The 20,264-nt window shown below is 40.1% G+C and carries 14 protein-coding genes, 3 tRNA genes and 1 pseudogene; 10 read left to right on the top strand and 8 right to left on the bottom strand.

From position 1 onward, the window contains the following. Positions 1 to 54 precede the first annotated feature (54 nt). Both QYT14_RS07300 and QYT14_RS07295 read left to right on the top strand, forming a co-directional pair. Positions 55 to 1,146 (top strand): Nif3-like dinuclear metal center hexameric protein, encoded by a 1,092-nt coding sequence (locus tag QYT14_RS07300; RefSeq protein ID WP_288324782.1) that lies wholly within the window; start codon positions 55 to 57, stop codon positions 1,144 to 1,146. Positions 1,147 to 1,154: 8 nt separating this feature from the next. Next, positions 1,155 to 1,946: a C4-type zinc ribbon domain-containing protein gene (locus QYT14_RS07295; RefSeq protein WP_237039364.1), complete on the top strand. Its 792-nt coding sequence runs from the start codon at positions 1,155 to 1,157 to the stop codon at positions 1,944 to 1,946. A gap of 113 nt (positions 1,947 to 2,059) precedes the next feature. Here QYT14_RS07295 and QYT14_RS07290 read toward each other — a convergent pair whose 3' ends face one another. Next, positions 2,060 to 2,509: a type I restriction enzyme HsdR N-terminal domain-containing protein gene (locus tag QYT14_RS07290; protein ID WP_288324783.1), complete on the bottom strand. Its 450-nt coding sequence runs from the start codon at positions 2,507 to 2,509 to the stop codon at positions 2,060 to 2,062. Between the two features lie 56 nt (positions 2,510 to 2,565). Here QYT14_RS07290 and QYT14_RS07285 point away from each other — a divergent pair, with 56 nt between their 5' ends. From QYT14_RS07285 to QYT14_RS07265, 5 genes are all read left to right on the top strand, one after another. Further along, entirely contained in the window at positions 2,566 to 3,342 is a 777-nt protein-coding gene (locus QYT14_RS07285; RefSeq protein ID WP_005938774.1) for an AMP nucleosidase, read from the top strand. 11 nt (positions 3,343 to 3,353) lie between these two features. After that, complete coding sequence (holA, locus tag QYT14_RS07280) at positions 3,354 to 4,370, top strand: DNA polymerase III subunit delta (protein ID WP_237039366.1); 1,017 nt, start codon at positions 3,354 to 3,356, stop codon at positions 4,368 to 4,370. Between the two features lie 1,139 nt (positions 4,371 to 5,509). Next, positions 5,510 to 5,962 carry a helix-turn-helix transcriptional regulator gene (locus QYT14_RS07275; protein WP_262914288.1) on the top strand — a complete coding sequence of 151 codons (453 nt, stop codon included), beginning with the start codon at positions 5,510 to 5,512 and terminating at the stop codon, positions 5,960 to 5,962. 114 nt (positions 5,963 to 6,076) lie between these two features. Further along, complete coding sequence (locus QYT14_RS07270; protein WP_288324788.1) at positions 6,077 to 6,856, top strand: dihydroorotate dehydrogenase electron transfer subunit; 780 nt, start codon at positions 6,077 to 6,079, stop codon at positions 6,854 to 6,856. Then, positions 6,844 to 7,755 carry a dihydroorotate dehydrogenase gene (locus QYT14_RS07265; RefSeq protein WP_237039368.1) on the top strand — a complete coding sequence of 304 codons (912 nt, stop codon included), beginning with the start codon at positions 6,844 to 6,846 and terminating at the stop codon, positions 7,753 to 7,755. The genes QYT14_RS07270 and QYT14_RS07265 overlap by 13 nt, the downstream gene beginning before the upstream one ends. 363 nt (positions 7,756 to 8,118) lie before the next feature. Here QYT14_RS07265 and trmD read toward each other — a convergent pair whose 3' ends face one another. After that, positions 8,119 to 8,793, bottom strand: coding sequence for a tRNA (guanosine(37)-N1)-methyltransferase TrmD (gene trmD / locus QYT14_RS07260; RefSeq protein WP_237039369.1), 675 nt, complete (start codon positions 8,791 to 8,793; stop codon positions 8,119 to 8,121). A 99-nt stretch (positions 8,794 to 8,892) separates the two neighbouring features. Here trmD and ligA point away from each other — a divergent pair, with 99 nt between their 5' ends. From ligA to QYT14_RS07245, 3 genes and pseudogenes are all read left to right on the top strand, one after another. Next, a complete protein-coding gene (ligA, locus tag QYT14_RS07255; RefSeq protein WP_288324791.1) occupies positions 8,893 to 10,890 on the top strand; it encodes an NAD-dependent DNA ligase LigA in 1,998 nt (665 codons plus the stop codon). Between the two features lie 101 nt (positions 10,891 to 10,991). Next, entirely contained in the window at positions 10,992 to 11,885 is an 894-nt protein-coding gene (gene dapA, locus QYT14_RS07250; RefSeq protein WP_237039371.1) for a 4-hydroxy-tetrahydrodipicolinate synthase, read from the top strand. A gap of 378 nt (positions 11,886 to 12,263) precedes the next feature. Continuing rightward, positions 12,264 to 12,515 (top strand): annotated as a pseudogene (locus QYT14_RS07245) (transposase); the annotation flags it as partial. 104 nt (positions 12,516 to 12,619) lie between these two features. On the opposite strand, the gene QYT14_RS07240 reads toward QYT14_RS07245, so the two are convergent. The 6 genes from QYT14_RS07240 to QYT14_RS07215 form a co-directional block, all read right to left on the bottom strand. After that, positions 12,620 to 12,693: transfer RNA gene (locus QYT14_RS07240), tRNA-Arg, on the bottom strand. A 35-nt stretch (positions 12,694 to 12,728) separates the two neighbouring features. Beyond that, positions 12,729 to 12,802, bottom strand: a tRNA-Arg gene (locus QYT14_RS07235). A 35-nt stretch (positions 12,803 to 12,837) separates the two neighbouring features. Then, positions 12,838 to 12,911, bottom strand: a tRNA-Arg gene (locus QYT14_RS07230). Positions 12,912 to 12,993: 82 nt separating this feature from the next. Beyond that, positions 12,994 to 15,297, bottom strand: coding sequence for a patatin-like phospholipase family protein (locus QYT14_RS07225; RefSeq protein WP_288324794.1), 2,304 nt, complete (start codon positions 15,295 to 15,297; stop codon positions 12,994 to 12,996). Positions 15,298 to 15,438: 141 nt separating this feature from the next. Beyond that, the gene (gene htpG / locus QYT14_RS07220) at positions 15,439 to 17,484 is read right to left on the bottom strand and encodes a molecular chaperone HtpG (protein ID WP_288324795.1); all 2,046 of its coding nucleotides are present in this window, start codon (positions 17,482 to 17,484) and stop codon (positions 15,439 to 15,441) included. A 115-nt stretch (positions 17,485 to 17,599) separates the two neighbouring features. Then, complete coding sequence (locus tag QYT14_RS07215; protein ID WP_237039374.1) at positions 17,600 to 20,128, bottom strand: ATP-dependent Clp protease ATP-binding subunit; 2,529 nt, start codon at positions 20,126 to 20,128, stop codon at positions 17,600 to 17,602. Between the last annotated feature and the right edge of the window lie 136 nt (positions 20,129 to 20,264).

The following is a 20,264-nucleotide window of genomic DNA, read 5'->3' as shown; positions in this document are numbered from 1 at the left end:
TTTTCGTTTCATCAAGAAAAAAATGTATCTTTGCATTCAAATTTTCTCAAAGGAATGAAAATTAAAGAAGTAATAGGTGCCCTTGAAAGGTTCGCGCCTCTGCCTTTGCAAGACGGTTTTGATAATGCCGGACTGCAAATCGGACTGACAGAAGCGGAAGCAACAGGGGCTTTGTTGTGTCTGGACGTTACTGAAGCCGTTGTAGATGAAGCAGTGATGTTGGGATACAATCTCATTGTGTCACATCATCCGCTTATTTTCAAAGGATATAAATCGATTACGGGACGAGATTATGTGGAACGTTGTATCCTGAAAGCTATCAGGAACGATATTGCTATTTATTCGGCTCATACCAATTTGGATAATGTTCCGGGTGGAGTGAACTTCAAGATTGCCGAGAAAATCGGTTTGAAGAATATCCGTATACTCGAACCTAAACAGGAATGTCTGCTGAAATTGGTTACTTTTGTTCCTTGTGCACAAGCTGATGAAGTAAGAAAAGCATTGGCAGAAGCCGGATGTGGATGTATAGGCAACTATGATTCATGTAGTTATAATGTGGAGGGCGAGGGGATTTTCCGTGCGTTGAAAGGGGCAAATCCATTTTGCGGAGAGGTGGGCGAACTGCATAAAGAGCCCGAAATACGCATTGAGACAATTCTTCCCGATTTTAAGAAGGCGACTGTCATAAAAGCTCTGCTGGATGCTCATCCTTATGAGGAGCCTGCATTTGATTTCTATCCGTTGAAAAACGATTGGGCTCAGGTGGGAGCCGGAATCATAGGAGAGCTGGAGGAGCCCGAAACGGAGCTGGAGTTTCTGAAAAGCATCAAGAAAACTTTTGAGGTGGGGTGTGTGAAGCATACCCATTTATCGGGACGTCTGATTCGGACTGTGGCTTTATGTGGTGGAGCAGGCGCATTTTTATTGCCTCGTGCGGTCGGTAAAGCAGATGTTTTTATTACCGGTGAGGTGAAGTATCATGACTATTTCAATTATGAGAATGATATTTTGATAGCTGAAATAGGGCATTATGAGAGTGAACAATATACAAAAGAAATATTTTATTCAATCATACGGGAAATGTTTCCGGCACTGGAAGTCCAGATGACGCGGGTAAACACCAATCCCATTAAATATTTGTAAGAAGAACTATGGCTAGAGAAGCAAAGAAAGACCCGAGTGAATTGACGGTAGAAGAGAAGTTGAAAGCTTTATACCAGTTGCAGACCATGGTGTCCGAAATCGATAAGATTAAGACACTGAGAGGTGAACTTCCTCTTGAAGTACAAGACCTTGAAGACGAAGTAGCAGGTTTGAGTACCCGTATCGAAAAGATAAAAGCTGAAATAGAAGAGCTGAAATCAAACATTGCCACAAAGAAGATTGAGATTGAAACGGCTAAGAACTCTGTTGAGAAATATAAATCTCAGCAAGATAATGTACGCAATAACCGTGAATATGATGTGCTAACCAAAGAAATCGAATTCCAGTCATTGGAGATTGAACTCTGTGAGAAGCGTATTAAAGAATATACAGCTGCTGAGAAGACCAAGAATGAGGAAATCGAACAAAGCAATGAGGCTTTGGAAGAAAGAAAGAAAGACTTGGATGCAAAGAAGGCAGAACTGGAAGAAATTGTTTCTGAAACCAAGCAGGAGGAAGAAAAGCTCCGTGAAAAGGCTAAAGTGCTTGAGACTACTATCGAACCTCGTTTGTTGCAGGCATTTAAACGTATTCGCAAGAATTCTCGTAATGGCTTGGGTATTGTTTATGTACAACGCGATGCTTGCGGTGGTTGTTTTAACAAAATTCCGCCTCAGAAGCAGTTGGATATCCGTATGCGTAAGAAGATTATCGTTTGCGAATATTGTGGTCGTATCATGATTGACCCTGAATTGGCAGGTGTGGTAGCAGAACAACACTTGGAATCTGTAAAGAAATAAGTTTTTTATTTATTGTTAATATTGAACGGATTGCATGGAACTTACTGTCACCGATGTGACAGTTCTGTTTTGTGCAATCCGTATTTTTATCTCTATTTCTCTCCCCCCCCCTGCTACAGTTGGGAATAAGATGGAATTTCGGGTAAGAAGACGTAACTTTGTGTGTCGTAGTCGATTTGGCAGCAATAATGGCTCAGACCGTTGCTCACAATGAGATATTTCACTTTCAGCACCATGTTATAGCGCGTTATCTGGTCAAACACCGCTTGTGTTATTTCTATATGGGGGGCTTTGTACTCCACAATCAGTTTTGCATTCAGATTCTTATCATACAACACGGTGTCGCAACGCTTCTTTGTTCCGTTCAAGTCCAATTGTATCTCGTTGGCAAGTAATCCTTTAGGATAACCTTTATAATCCGTCAGAAAGTGAACAAAATGCTGTCTTACCCATTCTTCGGGAGTAAGGGCGACATATCTTTTTCGGAGCGTATCGAAAATAACATTTTTTCCGTTGCGCTGTGCTATTTTAGCTTCGTAGGATGGTAAGTTTAATGATAACATTTAGTAAATTTGCATAAGTATGATCCGGTATAACCGGCACAAAAATACAAAAGATTATGAAAACAAAAGAGGAAATTGTAGCAAACTGGCTTCCTCGCTACACAAAAAGAAGCCTGGAAGATTTCGGAGAGTATATACTTCTGACCAATTTCAATAAATATGTGGAGTTGTTTGCCGAGAAATTCGGCGTTCCGGTGTTGGGACGTGATGCCAATATGATATCTGCCAGTGCAGAGGGGATGACCATCATTAACTTTGGAATGGGAAGCCCTAATGCGGCCATTATTATGGATTTGCTAGGTGCCATTCAGCCCAAGGCATGTCTCTTTCTTGGAAAATGTGGAGGGATAGATAAGAAAAATAAGTTAGGCGATTTGATTCTGCCGATAGCTGCCATCCGTGGAGAAGGAACTTCTAATGACTATTATCCGCCCGAAGTTCCTGCATTACCGGCATTTATGTTGCAACGTGCTGTTTCGTCTGCCATTCGTGATCATGCCCGTGATTATTGGACAGGGACTGTATATACCACTAACCGGCGCATTTGGGAACATGATGAAGAGTTCAAGAAGTATCTTCTTAAGACTCGCGCCATGTGTGTGGATATGGAGACAGCCACATTGTTTACTACCGGTTTTTATAATCATATTCCTACCGGTGCATTGCTTTTGGTGTCAGATCAACCGATGATTCCGGAAGGGGTGAAAACTGACAAGAGCGACAACATTGTAACGCAACAGTTCGTGAAGGAGCACGTAGAGATTGGCATTGCTTCCATGCGTATGATTATTGATGAAAAGAAGACGGTTAAGCACTTGAAATTTGACTGGTAATTTTACTCATTATGGCAAAAGAAACCACTTACGAAGAAATAGCTCGTGACCTGAAAAACCGTATCTATAAACCTGTGTATTATCTCATGGGAGAAGAGTCTTATTATATAGACAAAATTTCTGAGTATATTGCTCAAACGGTGTTAAATGAAAGTGAAAAGGAATTCAACCAAACGATTATATATGGTGCCGATACGGATATAGCTACCATTATCAATGCAGCCAAGCGCTATCCTATGATGTCCAAATATCAGGTTGTCATAGTAAAGGAAGCACAGGGTGTAAAGAATATGGATGAACTGTCTTATTATTTGCAGAGACCTTTGGAGTCTACTATTTTGGTGCTGTGCCATAAGCATGGGGTTTTGGACAGAAGAAAAAAATTGGCAGCTGAAATAGAGAAGGTGGGTGTGCTTTTTGAATCAAAGAAGATAAAAGATGCTCAATTGGCAGGCTTTATCACTTCTTATTTAAAGCGTAAATCTATCGAGATTGAACCGAAAGCCTCCGAAATGATGGCCGAGTTTGTCGGTACGGATTTGAGTAGAATGGCAGGGGAATTGGAAAAACTTATTATTACTCTCCCTAAAGGGCAAAAACGAATCACACCGGAGCAAATAGAGCAGAATATAGGCATAAGCAAGGATTATAATAACTATGAGCTTAGAAATGCCTTAATCATAAAGGATGTGTTTAAGGCAAACCAGATAATAAAATATTTTGAGGAGAATCCTAAGACTAATCCTTTGCAGATGACATTGTCTGTGTTATTTAATTTCTTCTCTAATTTAATGCTGGCGTATTATGCTCCCGAGAAGTCGGAGCAAGGTATTGCTGCTCAGTTGGGGCTGAAATCTCCTTGGCAATCTAAAGACTATATGGCTGCTATGAGGAAATATAGCGGGGTGAAGGTGATGCAGATAATTGGTGAGATTCGTTACTGCGATGCCAAGTCAAAAGGAGTGGGAAATTCTTCTTTGGGGGATGGGGAGTTACTTCGGGAGCTTGTTTATAAAATTCTTCATTAGATAGAGCTGTCGATGGGAGGAAGAAACTCCCGATGTTCTTTGTGATGGGAACATCGGGAGTTTTTTTATAGTATCTCTTTTCCTGTTAACTGCCTTTGTTACATATCGATATTATTTTACATATTCATTCTCTTTTTTCTTCTTTATGCTGTTGGGGCTATCCTGATAGGCATCTTCTCTTTCAAATTTCTAGATTATCCTTTCTGCTGATAGTGAAAATGAAGCTTATCTTATTTATAATTAGATAGTTATATGGAAATTTGCTTCTTGAGAGTCGCGTATTTAGTAAGAAGTGGGTAGTTGTTCGTGAAAATGGAAGTATTTCTCTATTTTAAAGTTTGGCGAGAGACAAATATGCCACCTAAAAAGCGGTTTGCCAAGAGAGGGAGATAAACTAATCAAATCTTGGTACAGGATATAACGGAACCAGATCAATACACATATATATGTGTAGGCCGATGCGTACGTACGTGCAAACTGTAATAAGCAAATTCCAAATCGTCATTTTTATCGTTATTGGAGTGAGGAGGATATTTGTGTGTATCGGTAAAATGTCTGTTGGACCGAGGGCTTACGAAGTCAGATGCAGAGGTGTATTTCTCTTCTTCAGGCGTTAAAATTCACAATTGGCGAGTTTTTGTATTTTCAACAATGAATATAGGATTGTGAACAGGATTAAATATAGTCTATTTTGTAAATCTTCAAATTTACAAACTTATATTTTATGATTGTAAATAGGAGAGTGTTATTTTGTAAAGTGTGAGGTTATAAATGTGTATGCATATTTATTTAAGCCTATGATATGGTGTATAATACATTGAAAACCAATTATTTTATACCTGTTTATAAAGTGGTTGATAAAGAAAGGGCAAAAAACTTGCTCTTTTCGATATTTTCACTTGTAAATAGTACATATATTGAATTTATAAGTATCATATAATGAGTGGTTTATGTCCAGTTAATTAAAGTTGAATTTATTGCTGTTTTATGGTAGTTTACGCTTGTAAATGCAACATTGTTTAAGTGTGTAAATTTTGCAAATACAAATATAAACTATACATTTATGTATTGTAAATTTGCAAATCCGAATTATAAGAATTACTTTTGTCTCTATATAATCTGACTTATTACTTTTGTAAATGAAGGAAAGAATAGCTCAAATCATCCAAAAAGAAGGTATGACTGCTGCGCAATTTGCAGATAAGATAGGAATTTCGCCTTCCTCTCTCTCTCATATCCTGAGTGGTAGGAATAATCCGAGCCTGGAGGTAGTCATGAAAATACACAAGGCTTGTGATTACATTAGTTTGGATTGGCTTCTCTATGGCGAAGGAGAAATGGAGACCGATGTAGACTCGGATAATAATGGCAGTTTTCCCGGTCCATTGTTTGACGAGAATTCATTATTTGCGTCCAATGGGACGAATGCATCTGAATATCGCAAGGAAACTGAGGTTAAAACCTCTGTTATACCCCCTAAAGAGATTGTGCGTGAGGAGATTAAGTACATAGAGAGACCTGCCAGAAAAATCACTGAAATAAGAATTTTCTTCGATAACGGTACTTATGAAACCTTTCGCCCTGAAAAATAGCTCGCATTTTACTAAATAATATAGGTATTTTGCTAAAATGCCCTCCCACAGATAAGTAATTGGGTAAATTCGTGTATCTTTGCATTGAAAAACGAATTTACCCAATTTTATTTCATGAAAAAATATATTTTAGACCTTGTGGTTACACAGAACATTAAATTGCATGCCAATTGTGTTCTGATTAAAATGACTCAAGCTAACCCGTTGCCCGAAATGCTGCCGGGTCAGTTTGCTGAGATACGAATTGACGGTTCTAATACTACTTTCCTGCGCCGTCCGATTTCTATTAACTATGTGGATAAGAAAACAAACGAAGTATGGTTCCTGGTACAGTTGGTTGGTGACGGTACGCGTAAATTGGCAACTGTAAAGCAGGGTGACATCGTTAATGTAGTAATGCCTTTAGGAAACGGATTTACCATACCCGGGGATGTTACAGCATTCAAGCCCTTGCTGGTGGGCGGCGGTGTGGGTACCGCTCCTATGCTCATGCTGGGCGCAGAACTTATAAAGGCCGGCTGTAAGCCAACTTTCCTGTTGGGTGCACGCTCCTCTAAGGATTTGTTGCAATTGGACGAATTTGAAAAGCTGGGTGAGGTTTATACCACTACCGAAGATGGCAGCATGGGCGAACAGGGTTATGTGACCGGGCATAGTCTGCTGAACAACAATGGTTTTAACATGATATATACTTGTGGTCCGAAGCCCATGATGGTATCGGTTGCCAGATATGCCAAAGCCAATGATATCGAATGTGAGGTGTCATTGGAGAATATGATGGCGTGTGGTGTGGGCGCATGCTTATGTTGTGTAGAAAACACGGACGAAGGTCACCTGTGTGTTTGTAAAGATGGTCCTGTATTTAATATAAAGAAACTATTATGGCAGATTTAAGCGTAAATATCGGCAGTTTGATGATGTCTAACCCTGTTATGACAGCATCGGGTACATTTGGTTATGGAAAAGAGTTTGAGGACTTTGTCGATTTGGAAAAAATTGGCGGTATCATTGTAAAGGGGACTACTCTCCATCATCGTGAGGGAAATCCTTATCCGCGCATGGCGGAGACTCCCATGGGGATGCTGAATGCCGTAGGATTGCAAAATAAGGGTGTACACTACTTCGTAGAGCATATATATCCTCAGATAAAGGATATCAATACCAATATGATTGTAAACGTCTCAGGCTCGGCTGTAGAAGACTATGCCAAGACCGCAGAAATTATCAATGAACTTGATAAGATTCCGGCGATTGAATTGAATATTTCCTGTCCGAATGTAAAGCAGGGAGGCATGGCTTTCGGTGTTTCTGCCAAAGGTTGTTCGGAGGTGGTAAAAGCAGTTCGTGAGGTGTATAAGAAGACTTTGATTGTAAAGTTATCGCCTAATGTAACGGATATCACCGAGATAGCACGGGCTGCCGAAGCATCGGGCGCCGATAGTGTTTCTTTGATAAACACATTGCTGGGTATGGCAATTGATGCAGAGAAACGCCGTCCTGTTCTTTCGACCATTACCGGCGGTATGAGTGGCGCAGCAGTAAAACCGATTGCTCTGCGTATGGTTTGGCAAGTAGCTAAAGCGGTAAATATTCCTGTCATAGGTTTGGGGGGTATCATGGATTGGAAAGATGCGGTAGAGTTTATGCTTGCAGGTGCTACTGCTATACAGATTGGTACGGCAAACTTTATAGACCCTGCTGTTACTGTCAAAGTATCAGAAGGCATAAATGACTATTTGGAGCGTCATGGATATACATCTGTAAAAGATATTATTGGTGCATTAGAAGTATAATAGTTTTACCTTGGTGTAACTTGGCCCCGCAAGGATGTTTTGAGGTCTTACTCTTTATCCTTGCGGGGCTTTTTGTTCTTGTTGCCTGAGGTGGTTTGGCTCTTGAATAAGTTGCATCTGCAACTTTGTACAAGGGTATCAAATGATAACTTCAAAGATTTTTTTCGATGAAATGGTTCGTTTTTGCAAAAGAGAAGGTCGGAATATGCAGAAAAAACCTTATTCTGAGGTGGAAAGACTCCATCTATTCTTTAATATGCTTGAAAGGCTGAAGTAGAACTTTAAGTAGATATATACCTAAAAAAGAGGAGGTGCAGACGTCAGTTATTACCGTCTGCACCTCTTTATTTTTATATCTATTTTTTATTTTAGCAAATCCGGTCTTAGGCGCTGGGTTCGTTCTAAAGACTGCTGAAGTTCCCACTCTTTTATTTTTGCTTCGTGTCCCGATAAGAGTACATCGGGAACAGCCCATCCATTGTACTCGGCCGGACGTGTATAGACAGGAGCAGCCAATAAATTATCTTGGAAAGAATCAGACAAAGCAGATTGCTCGTCAGAAATTACTCCGGGGATGATACGAACCACTGCATCGGCAATAACGGCCGCAGCAAGTTCACCTCCTGTCAAAACATAGTCACCTATACTGATTTCTTTCGTAATGAAATGTTCACGAATCCGGTAGTCTATCCCCTTAAAATGCCCACATAAGATGATTAAGTTTTTGGCAAGTGAGAGAGAGTTTGCCATCGGTTGATTGAACTGTTCTCCATCGGGACTTGTAAAAATTACCTCATCATATTCGCGTTCCGCTTTCAGGGCAGAAATGCATCGGTCTATCGGCTCAATCTTCATCACCATGCCGGCGAATCCCCCAAAAGGATAATCATCTACTTTACGGTAACGGTCAAAAGCATAGTCACGCAAGTTGTGTATATGAATTTCTGCGATTCCTTTCTTTTGTGCCCGGCTCATAATGGAGCAGTTGAAGAAGCCTTCCAGCATCTCGGGCAATACAGTTATGATATCTATTCTCATTTTCTATTTATTTTTTGCAAAAGTACGAAAATCCTCTCTGCCTAACGGTGTTTTTCATTCAAAAAATAGCTATTTTTGCAGGAAACTATCTTTTATGGTATGACTGAAATAGAAAGAATAGATCAATTGCGCGAGGAACTTCATCGCCATAACTATAATTATTATGTGTTGAATGCTCCCGAAATCAGCGACCGGGAATTCGACCTTTTGATGCGTGAGTTGCAAGACTTGGAAGCAAAACATCCCGAATATCGGGATGAGAATTCGCCTACCATGCGTGTGGGGAGTGATATTAATAAGAATTTCACTCAGGTGGTGCACAAATATCCTATGCTTTCGCTTGCCAATACTTATTCGGAAGCGGAAGTTTCGGATTTTTATGACCGTGTGAAGAAATCCCTGAATGAAGAGTTTGAGATTTGCTGTGAGATGAAATATGACGGGACCTCCATTTCCCTCACTTATGAGGATGGGAAATTGACTCGTGCCGTCACTCGTGGTGACGGTGTGCAAGGAGACGATGTGACGGATAATGTGAAAACGATTCGCAGCATTCCGCTTGTTTTGCATGGTGAAGGTTACCCGCATGAATTTGAGATTCGTGGAGAAATACTGATGCCATGGGAAGTGTTTGAAGAACTGAATCGTGAACGGGAAGCTCGTGAGGAGCCTCTTTTTGCTAATCCGCGTAATGCGGCTTCAGGAACGTTGAAATTGCAAAACTCCGCTATCGTGGCTTCTCGCAAGTTGGATGCTTACCTATATTATTTATTGGGTGAGAGCTTGCCTTGTGACGGCCATTACGAAAATCTGAAAGAAGCAGAAAGGTGGGGTTTTAAAATATCTGATGTGACGCGCAAGTGTAAAACACTGGAAGAAGTATTTGAATTTATCAGATATTGGGACACCGAGCGTAAGAATCTGCCGGTTGCTACAGATGGTATTGTTTTGAAGGTCAACTCCTTGCGTCAGCAGCGCAATCTTGGTTATACAGCCAAGTCTCCCCGTTGGGCTATTGCCTATAAGTTCCAGGCAGAACGGGCACGTACCCGATTGAACAAAGTGACTTATCAGGTAGGGCGTACGGGAGCCGTTACTCCGGTTGCCAATCTTGATCCTGTGCAATTGGCGGGAACTGTGGTAAAACGTGCTTCTCTCCATAATGCAGATATTATTGAAGGGCTCGACCTTTACATTGGCGATATGGTATATGTGGAAAAGGGCGGCGAAATCATTCCGAAGATTGTCGGTGTGGACAAGGATGCCCGCATAATGATTGGCGACAAAGTGAAATTTATAACTCACTGTCCCGAATGTGGAAGCAAATTGGTGCGTTATGAAGGCGAAGCTGCTTATTATTGTACTAATGATACAGCTTGTCCTCCCCAAATCAAAGGGAAGATAGAACATTTTATCAGCCGTCGGGCGATGAACATCGAAGGTCTCGGCCCTGAAACTGTAGACCAGTTTTATCAAGAAGGACTTATTCATGATATAGCCGATTTGTACACACTGAAAGCATCCGACATTATTAATTTGGAACGTATGGGGGAAAAGTCGGCCGAGAATATTATTTCAGGCATCGAGCAATCAAAGAATGTGCCGTTTGAGAGAGTTCTTTTTGCATTGGGTATCCGTTTTGTGGGCGAAACTACAGCAAAAACTTTGGCCAAAGCATTTAAATCCATCGATGCTTTGATAAGTGCCAGTCTCGATGATTTGATTCATGTCGATGAAATCGGTGAAAAGATAGCCCAAAGTATCATTTTGCATTTTGCGGATGCTAAAAATCGGGATATTGTCGAGCGTCTTCGGGATGCAGGAGTGAAATTGAAAGCTGATGAACAAGATACTTCCAGCTATACTGACAAGTTGGCGGGAAAATCGATTGTTATCAGCGGGGTGTTTACCCATCACTCGCGTGACGAGTATAAAGAACTTATCGAAAAACATGGTGGAAAGAATGTGGGAAGCATTTCTTCGAAAACCAGCTTTATTTTGGCCGGAGACAATATGGGGCCCAGCAAATTGGAAAAGGCGCAGAAGTTGGGTATTGCCATTATAAGCGAAGACGAGTTTCTGGAGATGATTAAGTGACTTTTTAGTATGTATAATTTAAAAATCATGTGATTTTTATCGCTAAAATAGAAAATATTCGTACTTTTGTGGGCTATTGAATAAGAGTTTATTATTTATTTATGATACAAGCAAGATTAAAAGGAATGGGGGTGGCACTGATCACTCCTTTCAAAGAAGATGATAGCGTTGATTATGAAGCGTTACTCCGTTTGGTAGATTACCAACTACAGAACGGAACAGACTTTTTGTGTGTGTTGGGAACTACCGCTGAGACCCCGACCCTGACCAAGGAAGAAAAAGATAAGATAAAACGTTTGGTGGTAGAAAGAGTGAACGGACGGATTCCCATATTGTTAGGAATCAGTAGTAACTGCACCCGCACTGTAGTCGAATCGCTGAAAAATGATGATTTTACCGGTGTAGATGCTGTTCTCGTAGCTGTACCATATTATAATAAACCCTCTCAGGAAGGCATTTATCAGCACTATAAAGCGATTGCCGAAGCTACCAATCTTCCGGTAGTACTTTATAATGTTCCCGGACGTACGGGTGTAAATATGACAGCTGAAACAACTTTGCGTTTGGCACGCGATTTTAAAAATATCATTGCCATCAAGGAAGCTTCTGGAAATATTACCCAAATGGATGATATTATCAAGAATAAGCCGGCTAATTTTGATGTGATTTCGGGCGATGACGGAATAACTTTTCCTTTAATTACACTAGGCGCAGTGGGGGTTATTTCAGTGATTGGCAATGCCTTTCCACGTGAGTTTAGTCGCATGACACGATTGGCTCTTCAGGGAGATTTTGCGAATGCTTTGACTATTCATCATAAATTTACAGAACTGTTTAGCTTGTTGTTTGTCGATGGAAATCCGGCCGGAGTGAAAGCTATGTTGAACGTGATGGGGTTGATTGAGAATAAGTTGCGCCTGCCTTTGGTCCCTACCCGAATCACTACTTTCGAGAAGATGCGTGCCATATTGGATGAATTGAAGATTAAATGCTGAAAAGATAAAGTGTCATAGAGGAGGCTCTATCTTAAAATAAAAACTGAACGTTGAAAATCTTATAGTTTAAACCCTAGAAGAAAAATCTCCCTGTTTTGCCTTGTACTGTGATGAATAAGGCTGAAAGAGGGAGATTTTTATATGATGGCCTCCCATTATAATAAAGCTGTTTTATTTTTCTGCTTTGAGGCAGTCCTTAGTAAGTTTGTTGGGAGATGGAGAAAGCTCAACTTGAAAATTGAGGTATTGTTAACCCTAAACAATGCCCATTGTTTGGGAAAGTTGTTTCCATTGTTTCCAAAAAATGTCTCCATTGTTTTAGGAAAACCTCGGGTCAGTTTTGGCTTTGTATCAGGTTAATCTGAAAACCCTGTGGGTGATAAGGATGTAGCACGTGGAAAGCTTGCCTTATGGTACAATAAAATTGAGAAACTCGGGTACGGATGCTTCAGAACTGTAACCAATACCATGCAGAACTATTATGAAACAATACTAAATTACTTTGTAAACAGGGAAACAAATGCATTTGCAGAATCCTTCAATGCTAAAATCAAAGCATTCAGAGCACAGTTCAGAGGAGTGAGGGATATTCCATTCTTCATTTTTAGATTATGCAAATTAGCAGCGTAGATTTAACAGACCCACAGGGTTTTCAGATTGACCCGGTTTTCGGATTGACCCCTTGTCCGAGCATACTACAAAAAAAGACCATCTTCGCAGATAGTCTTTCTTTGTGATCGCGACAGGATTCAAACCTGTAACCGGCTGATCCGTAGTCAGCTACTCTATTCAGTTGAGCTACGCGGCCATTGTCAAAACTTCTAATAACATTTATTTTTTTTGTGACCGCGACAGGATTCAAACCTGTAACCGGCTGATCCGTAGTCAGCTACTCTATTCAGTTGAGCTACGCGGCCATTGTCAAAACTTCTAATAACATTTATTTTTTTTGTGACCGCGACAGGATTCAAACCTGTAACCGGCTGATCCGTAGTCAGCTACTCTATTCAGTTGAGCTACGCGGCCATTGTTCTTTCGTTTTGACGGGTGCAAAGATACGGACTTTTTTTGAATCTGCAAGTATTTTAGCAACTCTTTTTTCAAAAAATTATTCGATGAAACGGGAGTTAAATAGTTGCCATCCTAGCGTGAGCCCTACATTCCAGTCGTTACTCGGTGAGCTATAATGATTTACATACGCACTGATAGAACCGAAAGATAATTGGAATACCAAAGAAACTTCTCCTAAATATTCGAACTTTGTGAAGGCTTTACCATAATATGCTTTTCCATATTCGTCTTTTTTAATGGGAAAGATGGGGATGAAGCCATAGAATTCGCCCCGTAATTGGATAGAATTTCCCAATTGATAGATGGGAATGGCTCCGATTCCGGCATACTGATTGGCGCGGAACGCTTCATTATAGGTCACTTTGCTATGGGCAGTGGGTGTAAATTCACCCGCTTCCATCAAGGTGGCGGTATAGTTGTTTGAAAAGTTCCGTGAAGAGTAGTAGGCTTCCAGATAAGCACCCAGTGTAAACTTAGGGCTTATTTTGTGATAAGTTTCATTTTCGTAAGATACCTGCAACCATGATTGTATCTTCTTGTATTGATCTTCTACAGGGGCTTGCGGATTGCCTGCTTTAAACTTTTCCCTGCCTGTGAATATTTGTGCTGCCATTTTTTCTCTGCTCCCCTGGGTGGCAAATTGACGTGCGTTCAGAGTACTTCCTTCCAAAACGATGGAGCCTCCAAAGATGTCGTAAGTGCTGCGGTCATGCTTCGCTTGGCTGAAATCAATGATGTTAGTCTGGAAATAGCGATCTTGAATACGTGCGATTCCTATGCCGAATTCAGCTTTCTTTCGGCTGAGAAAGGGAAGTGCCGCATTTATCTTCACAAATTCCTCTTTCTTTTTGTTAAAAGCCGGATTGTCGTTGTTGGAGAATAACTTTTCTTCTTTATAGTAGTCCAAAGTGGAGATAGAGGCTATGAAACGATATGAAGTAGGTATTCGGGTTGGAAAATCAATACGTGCTGCCAGTTGAAGGTTATTGTAAATCCTACCAAGTTGTCCGTCGAATGTGAATTCTTTCGAGTAATAGTTCAGGTTTTGGTATGATGCACCAAAATAAACTTGGTTGGCTCCACTAGAGGAGACATTACCCCCAACTCGGGCAGAGAGATTGGCTTCCATTTTGACCTGCAGGTTCAAATCGTAAGTGCCGTCTTCTCTATTATAAACGGCATGAGGGATAATTTCAGAGATTATATTATCTGACAATAGGCGGAAGTATCCTTGTTTTACATCTTCTATTGTGAATGTTTCGTAATTATTTTCGTGGAATTCTTTACGGATATATTGTTTTTGTCGTTCATTGGCGCCTGTGATATTAACCGTTTTGAATCGAAGCTCGGGTAAATTGCTTTTATATGTCAAGCGCTGGAGTTCTATTTGGGCAGGGTTCACTCTTCGATGAATTCGGCTTTTTATGGAGTCCATCATTTCCAATGTGCGTTTGTAGCCGATGTCATGCAACTCGTCGAAACGGTTGAAATCCATCAGATTGACATCATCGTATTTGAAAGTCAATAGAATTCCCAAAGAATCGGGTAACGTATAGTCTGTCTTTTGCATAATCATATTTTCCAATTGTCCCATGATGTCATCTTCTTTGGGTTTTCCGGGGTTGGTGGAAACGGCACTTCCTATAATAATATCAGGATGGAAGTCTTCTTTCATCACATTTACCGGAAAATTATTGTATATTCCTCCGTCATAAGCGAGTATAGAATCTATCTCAATCGGTTTGAACATGGCTGGAAAACTCATGGAAGCACGGACGGCATCTCCCAAATCACCGTCCTTCAATACCATGGCGCGTTTATTGTAAACGTCTGATGCAATGCAACGAAAAGGTACAAACAAACTATCAAAGTTTTCTTTGCATGCTGCGGTGGATTGGGCAAAAAGTTGCAGAAATACGATATTCATTTGAATAGGATCTACAATACTGTTGGGCAAAAAATGGGGCTTTACGCTTTTAAGGGAGTCCTTTAATGAAATACGAATGTTGATAAACTCCGGAGTCGGCGGATTCTTCTTAAAATAGTAGATATATTTTTCTTCGACATCTCCCGAATACCAGCGTCTAAAGTCATCTGATTTGAGTAATTGCTCCATTTCATCGGGAGAATATCCCATAGCGTAAAGTGAACCGACAATGGCACCCATAGAAGTACCGGTAATATAGTCTATGGGTATTCCGTTTTCTTCTAGTGCACGGATAATACCAATGTGAGTCAGTCCTTTGGCACCGCCGCCGCTCAATACAAGTCCTACTTTTTGTGCTTCCAATTGAAAAGGAATTAGTATTAAGAGCAAGAGTATATATATGTGTCGTTTCATGGATTTTCTATATTTCCCCAAATATAGAAATAAATCTTTGTATATATTCGTTTTGGAAATAAAAAAAGAGAAAGTGTCAAAAGCAATTGTCTGGTTTTGCTGTTGGCACCTTCTCTTTAGTTATGAGAAAAGCTCATGAAATCAGATTAATTCGATACTTCGTTTTACAAAGTTGGTCAGAGCTTCTCCTTTTAGCATATTGTTTTGCAATAATGCAAGGTCGATTAATTGGCGGATTATTTTATTCCCACTGGCATATTCGCCTAAGACGGCTTGTTTCTTGGTTGTTTCATCCGAGATTTTCTTATCGATGTCACTCAATTCATCTTTCTCTGCTTGCGGGATGTCTTCTGATTTTTTGCCTTCTTGAGCCTTTTGAAGTTCACTGCGACGATTGTTCAAAGTTGCCATCTCGTTTTCGATAGGTTCAAGTGTTGCCTTGCATGAGCTATCGGCATCTGCCAATACTTGTTTTACAAGTTTGTGATCGGCGTTCAAAACAAGGTTATACATATTTGGCATTTCTCCATAAAAGCTCATACCAGCTTGGATATTAGCCATTTCTTTCATACGGCGCATATATTCGCTTTGTGTAATCATTATCGGTGCACCGTTTTCTCCCAGTGATTGCGCTTCGACATTGAATTCCACTTTCTTTATCTGAGGCAATTGGCTACGGAAGACGGAGGAAAGAATTTCACGTTGGCCATATTCCAAATCAGCTTCTTTATGCTCTTCTTTGGCTATCAAGCGGTCGATGACATCACTATCCACACGGGTGAAGCGACTTTTCTCAAATTTTTGTTCGAGCATGCTTACCATGGCTACATCCAATTGGCCGTCCATCAGTAATACATTGTAACCTTTGTTTTTGGCAGCATCAATGTAACTGTATTGCTCGTCCAAATTGTTGGAATACAGATAAATCAGATTTCCGTCTTTATCTGTTTGGCTGTCTTTGATTAAAGTCTGATATTCTTCATAAGTGTAATATTTTCCGTCTGTATCTTTCAATAAAGCAAACTTATTAGCTTTTTCATAGAAATCTTCTTGAGTCAACATGCCATAATTGATGAAAATCTTCAAATCATCCCATTTTTCTTCAAATTCTTTACGGTCATTTTTGAAGATAGCTTGTAAACGGTCAGAAACTTTCTTTGAAATATAGGTAGAAATCTTCTTTACGTTCGAATCGCTTTGCAGATAAGAACGTGATACGTTTAATGGGATGTCCGGCGAATCAATTACACCGTGCAAAAGAGTCAGAAAATCAGGTACAATGCCTTCTACTGAATCTGTTACATATACTTGATTACAATATAACTGGATTTTGTTTCGTTGTAATTCAATATTGCTCTTGATTTTCGGGAAGTAGAGAATACCTGTCAAATTAAACGGATAGTCTACATTTAAATGAATCCAGAACAATGGTTCGTCTGCCATCGGGTAGAGTTCCTGATAGAATTTTTTATAGTCTTCATCTTTTAGCTCCACCGGTTTACGAGTCCAGAGAGGATAAGTTTCGTTGATGATATTATCTTCGTCTGTTTCTACTTGTTTACCGTCTTTCCATTCTTTTTTCTTTCCAAAAGCTACAGGAATGGGGAGGAAACGACAATATTTGGTAAGTAAAGCGGAGATACGTACTTCTTCTAAGAATTCTTTGCAATCATCGTCTATGTATAAGATAATGTCTGAGCCTCGATCTGCTTTTTCTACATCTTCTATAGTAAATTCGGGGCTTCCGTCGCAAGTCCATTTCACGGCTTGGGCACCTTCACGATACGATTTAGTGATGATTTCCACTTTTTTTGCTACCATAAATGCGGAGTAGAAGCCAAGTCCAAAGTGACCGATAATGGCATTGGCGTCGTCTTTGTATTTTTCAAGGAAGTCATTGGCGCCTGAGAAAGCGATTTGGTTGATATACTTTTCTATTTCTTCAGCAGTTAGTCCGATACCACGGTCGGAGATGGTAATGGTGTCTGCATTCAAACTAACTTTGATAGTGAGGTTGCCCATTTCTCCTTTAAATTCCCCTTTGGAGGCAAGAGTCTTGAGCTTTTGGGTAGCATCTACTGCATTAGATACCAGTTCACGAAGAAATATTTCATGATCACTATATAAGAACTTTTTAATGATGGGGAAAATATTTTCAGTGGTTACCCCAATGTTTCCTTTTTGCATACTATTGATGTTTTAAGTTATTATTATTTGTTATTGTAAGCTTTAAGACAAAAAAAATGCCAGATACGCAGGTATCTGACATTTTGGCGGTTATTTTTGAATAACTTTTAGTTCTTTACTTTTCTACAGTCATATTGATAGCATCTTTTTCTTTATTGTATGATACTTTAATAGTATCTCCGGACTGTAGTTCCGTACTAAGAATTATTTCTGACAATCCGTCTTCCAAATAGTTTTGAATGGCACGTTTCAACGGACGTGCACCAAATTGTATATCATAACCTTTCGATGCGATAAATCGCTTTGCATCATCGTCTATAACCATCTTATAACCAATATTTTCCATACGTTGGTAAAGTCCTTTTAGTTCAATATCGATAATCTTTACCAATGCTTCCATATTCAGTTGGTCAAAGTTAATTATTTCGTCTAGACGATTAATGAATTCAGGGGCAAAGGATTTGTTTAAAGCCTTTGTAATGACCCCTTTAGCATATTCTTTATTATCCTCACGTACCTGTGCAGTGAAGCCTATTCCTTTGCCGAATTCCTTTAGTTGGCGGGTTCCCACATTGGAGGTCATGATGACCACTGTATTTTTGAAATCTACGGTTCTGCCATAACTGTCAGTCAGCCGGCCTTCGTCCATCACTTGCAACAAGATATTGAATACGTCAGGATGAGCCTTTTCTATCTCGTCCAATAAAACGATAGAATAAGGTCTACGTCTCACTTTTTCAGTCAGTTGACCACCTTCTTCGTAGCCTACGTATCCCGGAGGTGCTCCTACGAGGCGTGAAACAGTGAATTTCTCCATATATTCACTCATATCAATACGAATCAGAGCATCAGTGGAACCAAACATCAATCTTGACAATTCTTTGGCTAGATGAGTTTTACCGACTCCTGTAGGCCCTAAAAACATAAATGTACCAATAGGTTTATTGGGGTCTTTTAACCCTACGCGACTGCGCTGGATAGCTTTTACCAATGTGGCAATTGCTTTATCCTGACCTATTACTTTAGTTAGTAATTCATCTTTCATGCCTAATAATTTCATGCCTTCGGCCTGTGCCATTTTCTGTACGGGAACTCCCGAAATCATAGAAACTACATCAGCAATCTGTTCTTCGTCCACGGTTTCGCGGTTCTCCTTTAGGCTCTTTTCCCATTCTTCTTTCAGTGCATCCAACTGTGCAGTGTATTCTTTTTCCTTGTCGCGATAGCTGGCGGCAAGTTCGAAATTCTGCAATCTGACAGCCTCGTTTTTAAGGGATTTCGTTTCATCAATCAATTTTTCCTGCTCTTCGATTTCCTTGGGAGCAGTTATATTTATAAGATGTACGCGCGAGCCGGCTTCATCTAAAGCATCGATGGCCTTGTCTGGGAAATTTCGATCAGTGATATAACGCTCTGTCAATTTCACACAAGCTTCCAATGCGGCATCGGTATAGTTCACATTGTGATGATCCTCATATTTCTCTTTGATGTTTTGCAAGATTTGGATTGTTTCTTCAGGTGTAGTAGGTTCTACTATAACCTTTTGGAAACGGCGTTCCAAAGCCCCGTCTTTTTCAATGTTTTGACGATATTCGTCGAGTGTAGTAGCACCAATACATTGAATTTCACCTCTGGCTAATGCCGGTTTCAGCATGTTGGCGGCATCCATAGAACCTGCAGCAGAACCAGCACCAACGATAGTATGTATTTCATCGATGAAAAGGATGATATTGGGGTTCTTCTTTAACTCGTTCAGAATAGAACGAATTCGTTCTTCAAATTGTCCTCGATACTTTGTACCCGCTACAACAGCCGTCATATCAAGTGCAATTACGCGTTTGTCAAACAGAATGCGTGAAACTTTTTTCTCCACAATGCGAAGCGCAAGTCCTTCCACAATAGCAGATTTACCTACACCGGGCTCGCCGATGAGGATAGGATTGTTTTTCTTGCGCCGGCTTAGTATTTGCGCTAATCGTTCAATTTCCTTCATTCGACCCACTACAGGATCTAGTTTGCCTTCTTCGGCGGCACGTGTTATGTCAGTACCGAAATTATCGAGTACCGGCGTATCATTAGTGGGCTTCTTTTGGGTAGAGCGTGTCTGTTGGGCAGCACCGGACTGATTGCTTCCCGCTGAAGGACGATTTTGAATTTCATCCTCTTCTTCGTCTTCATCCTCGCTGAATCCAAGTCCTGCATGAATATCTGGCTGAAGAGTAAGCTGCTCGATTATTTTATCGTATGTTACGTCACTGCTCTCCAACAAACGGAAAGCAGAGTTGTCCTTGACTCTCATAATTGCCAATAGAATATGTTCTGAATCTGCAAGTGAATTCTTAAGTAATTTTGCTTCTAAAATACAAAGTTTCAACACCTTGGATGCAGATTCGTTAAAGTTGATATTAGCATCATAAATGGCATCGGTTTCTGAATCTCTTTTCAGGATATTTTCTAATTTATACTTTATATCTTGTAAATTAATATTCAAGTTTAATAAAATCTCGATAGCCTTTCCTTCACCTTCACGTATCACTCCCAACAGCAAGTGTTCGGGACCGATATAGCTGTTTCGAAGTCTGTTTGCTTCTTCTTTGCTATACGTAATGATGTCGGACACTCTTTGTGTAAATTGATTGTTCATAAAATTATTATCCTCCTTAAAAAAAAGTATAGTGTTTATTCTTCATGCAAAGATACGCATAAAAATGATGCGCACCGTTATTTTTCTTTTTATTTAATATTACGCCTGCAAAATGTGTGCCACATTGTATCTTCAT

This window comes from uncultured Phocaeicola sp. (genome assembly GCF_948499155.1).
Lineage (GTDB): Bacteria > Bacteroidota > Bacteroidia > Bacteroidales > Bacteroidaceae > Phocaeicola > Phocaeicola faecalis.
This window is presented reverse-complemented; position numbering and strand designations above follow the sequence as displayed.